At 31.1% G+C, this 5,075-nt stretch carries 5 protein-coding genes; 2 read left to right on the forward strand and 3 right to left on the reverse strand.

What is annotated here, in order from left to right:
- Positions 1-51: 51 nt before the first annotated feature.
- Complete coding sequence (locus J5G60_RS16560) at positions 52-777, reverse strand: ATP-binding protein (RefSeq protein ID WP_150358799.1); 726 nt, start codon at positions 775-777, stop codon at positions 52-54.
- Between the two features lie 110 nt (positions 778-887).
- Between J5G60_RS16560 and J5G60_RS16565 the strand changes: the two genes are divergently transcribed.
- Positions 888-1,565 (forward strand): Crp/Fnr family transcriptional regulator, encoded by a 678-nt coding sequence (locus J5G60_RS16565; protein WP_150358800.1) that lies wholly within the window; start codon positions 888-890, stop codon positions 1,563-1,565.
- A gap of 115 nt (positions 1,566-1,680) precedes the next feature.
- Here the strand turns inward: J5G60_RS16565 and tnpA are convergent, their stop codons facing one another.
- Positions 1,681-2,136, reverse strand: coding sequence for an IS200/IS605 family transposase (gene tnpA, locus J5G60_RS16570; protein ID WP_150358801.1), 456 nt, complete (start codon positions 2,134-2,136; stop codon positions 1,681-1,683).
- Positions 2,137-2,928: 792 nt separating this feature from the next.
- Between tnpA and J5G60_RS16575 the strand changes: the two genes are divergently transcribed.
- Complete coding sequence (locus J5G60_RS16575; protein ID WP_150358802.1) at positions 2,929-3,756, forward strand: methyl-accepting chemotaxis protein; 828 nt, start codon at positions 2,929-2,931, stop codon at positions 3,754-3,756.
- Positions 3,757-3,928: 172 nt separating this feature from the next.
- On the opposite strand, the gene J5G60_RS16580 is transcribed toward J5G60_RS16575, so the two are convergent.
- Positions 3,929-4,939, reverse strand: a complete 1,011-nt coding sequence (locus J5G60_RS16580; protein ID WP_150358803.1) for an asparaginase — start codon at positions 4,937-4,939, stop codon at positions 3,929-3,931.
- Between the last annotated feature and the right edge of the window lie 136 nt (positions 4,940-5,075).

A 5,075-nucleotide genomic window follows, 5' to 3' on the forward strand; every position in this document is an offset into this window, starting at 1 on the left:
ATACAATCTATAATATTATTGTATTAATATTAACAATGTACTTTAATATCATTATCTCTCTACAATATTTCCCTCAGTGGATATTATAACCTCTTTATAGGGAACTATTATTCCAGATCTCAACATTGAATTCTTAACCGCATTTACAATACCACTGCAGCAGGGCACTTCCATTCTCACTACAGTTATACTTTTTAAATCATTATTTTTTATGATTTCCGTAAATTTTTCTTCATAGTAATTTATATCATCCAATTTTGGACATCCTATCAGCACAATATGATCTTTAATGAAATCTTCATGAAAATTCCCATAAGCATAAGCTGTACAATCAGCTGCCACCAAAAGTTCTGCATTTTTTAAATAAGCTGCTTTAGGATTTATAAGTTTCAATTGAACTGGCCATTGTCTAAGTTTCGATATATTTCCTATATTTTCTCCACTCGTACTTACATGTATTTTTGATTTTGGAACCCTGTTTATAATTTTTGCTGCCGTTCCAGGGCATCCACAGGGCAGGTCAACTTTAAGATTCAGTTTTTCTTTTTTCTTCTCCACAACTAATTTTTCATCATAATCTTTACTTTCCCTTTCAATTATGTTTATTGCATCTACAGGACACTCTGGAAGACAATCTCCGAGCCCATCACAGTATTCATCGCCTATAAGCTGTGCTTTCCCGTTCACCAATTCTATGGCACCCTCATGACATGCATTTACACATAAGCCGCATCCATTACATTTTTCTCTATCTATATTAACAATTTTCCTCTTCATTTAAATTCCTCCCTTGTTTTTATGCCTTTATTATAATAAAATGAAATCATATAATCCGTATCTTATGTTACCATTATAAATTATAATCAATATTGAGGTTGAAGAAAATTATGAAAGACATATATGGTGCATTGAGTAACTGCATACTGATGAAAAATTTTTCAGAAAATGAAATCAAAAGCTTTTTAGGAAAATTTAGCTATACTCTTGTTTCCTATTCAAAGGGAGAAATCATAGCTATTGAAGAATCAACTTGCTCAAAAATAGGGATAATTACAAGTGGAACTCTGGAAGTACAAAAGATATTTTCTTCGGGAAAAGTCATTACTATAGGCAGTTTAAGAGAAAGTGACATATTTGGAGAAGTTATAATATTTTCCAATAGAAGCACCTACCCTGCAACTATAACAGCATCAAGAAGTGCATCTGTAATGTTTATATCAAAAGAGGACATATTGAAATTATGTAATCTGTTCCCTGTATTTCTAAATAATTTCATGTCCCTTTTATCTAATAAAATACTAATGCTGAATAAAAAGCTCAAAAATATATCCTATGAAACCATTCGCCAAAAAATAGCATCTTATATTTTAGACGAATATTACCACCAAAAGAGTCCAAAAATAACTTTAAGTTGTACTAGAAAAGAAATGGCTGAGCAACTTGGAATCCCAAGGCCGTCACTTTCAAGAGAACTTGTAAATATGAAAAAAGACAATCTAATAGATTTCAACAGAAACTCTATACTTATAAAAAATGTAGATACTCTCGAAAATCTATTGTTTTAACAATTAGTCATAACCACCCCTAAAAGAGGTGGCTTGCTCCAGCCCTATAAGGGCGTAATACTTCCAGCGCCTAAATGGCGCTGGCTTTTACCTTGTTCAAGCCTTAGTGGATTGATTACTTAACTGTACCCTTAAAAGGGTTTTTCAATTCTTTTGTCGTAATTTTATCCATTATTTGATCATCTTTTTCTTGTTCTCGAATATACTTTGCTATTGTTGCTTCATTAAGTCCTACTGTACTCACATAATATCCTTCTGCCCAAAAATGTCTATTCCCAAATTTATATTTAAGATTTGAATGCCTATCAAATATCATCATTGAACTTTTTCCTTTAAGATATCCCATAAAACTTGACACACTTGTTTTTGGAGGTATCGATAATAAAAGATGTATATGATCCGGCATCATATGCCCTTCTATAATTCTTACACCTTTCCATTTACACAAATCTTTTATTATTTCTTTTATATCTTCTCTTAATTTGTAGTATATTATCTTTCTTCGATATTTGGGCGTAAATACTATATGGTACTTGCATAACCACTTGCTATGTGCTAAACTTTCTGCCATAGAGTATTACCTTCTTTCTAATTATTTTGATGACTTGAACATTCATCATTATAACAAAAAAGGTAATACTTTTTTTGCTTAAGCATTTAATCACACCCGCATAGCGGGCGGTTTTTAGTTTCAGGCACTAAAGTACCTTCAACTTGTTAAAACATAATAAAAAAGGGAAACGAAAAATTGTTTCCCTTTTATTTACTATTCTAGCATATTCCTCTTCCACATCCACCACATAATAACAATAATATTATTATTATTATTATTGAACTGCTTCCGCGTCCACGATCACAACATCTGTGTGACATAAAGACCCCTCCTTATTATCCTTAAATTATAATATATAATTTTAAGTTATCTTAATTTCTTATCTTTTGTCCTTTCTTTTTATTAATTAACCAAAATTCTTAAAACCAAAAGAATTATATTCAGCAAAGTATTAAACATTATTTACTAAATATATTTTACTTTTGTGCAACTTGACAGCTTCTACCTAGCACTTTCTTCCAAAATCACCACAGTCAATGCCACAACACAATATTAAAATTATTATTATAACCAATATTTCCTTTCCGCTTCCTCGGCTACCACAACTTCTACGTGACATAAAGATCCCTCCTTATCATCTTTAATAATTATATTATTAGGTACTCTTTTTTTTCATCATGTGTTCTATACTTTTATAATATTAATTAACTTAGCAAATGTGACTTTTATTTTCTAAAATAATTAAAAAATCCTTCCATTTGTGCTATTGTATAGTTATAGACAATATTATTAAAATTGGGGGAACCTATTATGGAAAAAATCGAAATTGAGAATAAACTTCAGCAGGCTTTTGAAACTTTAATGCCCTACATGCAGTATTTTTTTGATGATGAAATAGCTTTTACCATGTCAAATACTACTCACTTTATAAAAGTAGTAAATAGTAAAAACATAAACATGAACGCAAAAGCTGGAGATCCTCTTAGGCCAAAGGGGGCAGCCTATGAATGCATCAAAGCCAGAAAAGTCTATTCCTCTATAATTCCAAAAGAAACTTTCGGAATTGAAATAAAAGCCATAGGAATACCCGTAAGGGAAAATGAAAAGATAATAGGCAGCATAGTTCTTGTAAAAAGTTTAAAAAGACACTATGAATTCAAGGAAGTGTCTAAAATCCTATCAGAATCTATAGAAAATATCTCACATGCTTCAAGCATATTATCCTCTGGAATAGAAAACACCGTAAAATCCAATAAAGATATACTAGATGAAGTAAAAGATGCTTTAAATAAATCAGAAAATACAGATGAAGTGTTAAATTTTATAAAAAATATAGCTTCTCAGACCAATCTTCTTGGTTTAAATGCAGCTATAGAAGCTTCAAGGGCTGGAGAACAGGGAAAAGGATTTTCAGTAGTGGCAAATGAAATAAGAAAATTATCCAATTCAAGCAGTACCTCCATAAATGAGATAAACTCAACCCTGACTGAAATACAGAAATCTGTAAGCAATATATCAAAGGGAATTTCATCTACAACTGATACCTTTAAAAATCAACTGTCTCAAATACAGGAGCTGGATGCCTCAATAAATAGCCTGAGCACGTTAACAGACAAGCTAAAAGAATTATCAGAATAGTTTTTTGCTGCATAATTTTATATGAAAATAAGCTCTAGGATTTAGAACAATATTATATTTCCTGAACCTTAGAACTTATTTTCAGTAAAATCAGCACTTTACTTTATCTTTTAACATTCTAGGCAAAGTAAGTGCCATTATAAATACATATAATCTTCATGCCATATATACTTTAGATGTTTTTCTTCAAACTGAAATCTGGAAATATATCCCCTATTTTTTTCCCTACGTTATTTAAATTTTGCTGACTTTTATATTTGCTCAGCAGATTTTTTTCATTTCGATCCAAGACATTCAAATCTTCCAGGCATTTAATAACCGTAGGCCATAATGCTCTGGTATTGCCATCTTCTATCTTAATCGCTACTCCTAGATTCATATCTTTAATTCCAATACAATACACACCTTCTGCTCCAAACTTTCCAATAATTTTATCATTAGTATTTTTTATGAGATCAGTGCAAAACCCATCAGTGCCTGCTACCATCTCGGGAGCATTATTCATTGCCCTAAATACTCTATTTGCCGCCTTTTTATAACTTTGAGGGAGTCCATTACCACTGGCAATTCTGGAATAACCCAGTGCCATATTATACAGTGGCATTCCAAAAACAGGTACAGTACATCCATCTGTTCCTATAATGATACTTTCCTCTTCTATGGAGCAAACTCTAGATATTATTCTTTTAATCTCCTTTTGAACAGGGTGCTCAGGTAAATTATAATCCTCCAGGCTATATCCCTCTAAAACACATACGGAGAGTATCCCAGCATGTTTTCCTGAACAATCCGTATAAGTGGGGTTTAATTTTATATGATCCCATAAAAGTTTTTTAGAATACTCTTTATTCAACGATAACGTAGAACCGCATAATAAATTATCTATTTTAAGTCCTAATTTTTTTAATATTTTTTCTACAGTCTTTATATGAAATTCTTCTCCATAATGTGAACCACACATTATGGATATTTCTTCATCTGTAAAAGAAAATTTCTCTGCTGCTCCCGACAATATAACTTCTAAAGTCTGTATTGGCTTTGCTGCAGAACGCATATAAGTTACTTTATGTGAATTTCCCAAACTACAGACAAGATTCCCTTTACTGTCCACTACTGCTATATCTGCTCTGTGAACACTTTCAACCAAAGATCCTCTTGTAACTTTAACAACTATTTCTGACATAAAAATTCCTCCACTAACTTAAATTATAATTAAGTATTCTACTCTAATTCTATTTTTCTTCTAATCCAAAAAAACTTTCACATATTATCAAAGTTCTCATTAATTCTATATTATAGTAAGCAAAAATATATTATAA

This window comes from Clostridium sp. HV4-5-A1G, from assembly GCF_900184915.1.
Lineage (GTDB): Bacteria > Bacillota > Clostridia > Clostridiales > Clostridiaceae > Clostridium_B > Clostridium_B aromativorans.

Bases quoted from the DNA above. Each gene is read 5' to 3' on its own strand.
- J5G60_RS16560 (WP_150358799.1), bottom strand. From the start codon at position 777: ATGAAGAGGAAAATTGTTAATATAGATAGAGAAAAATGTAATGGATGC.
- J5G60_RS16565 (WP_150358800.1), top strand. From the start codon at position 888: ATGAAAGACATATATGGTGCATTGAGTAACTGCATACTGATGAAAAAT.
- tnpA (WP_150358801.1), bottom strand. From the start codon at position 2,136: ATGGCAGAAAGTTTAGCACATAGCAAGTGGTTATGCAAGTACCATATA.
- J5G60_RS16575 (WP_150358802.1), top strand. From the start codon at position 2,929: ATGGAAAAAATCGAAATTGAGAATAAACTTCAGCAGGCTTTTGAAACT.
- J5G60_RS16580 (WP_150358803.1), bottom strand. From the start codon at position 4,939: ATGTCAGAAATAGTTGTTAAAGTTACAAGAGGATCTTTGGTTGAAAGT.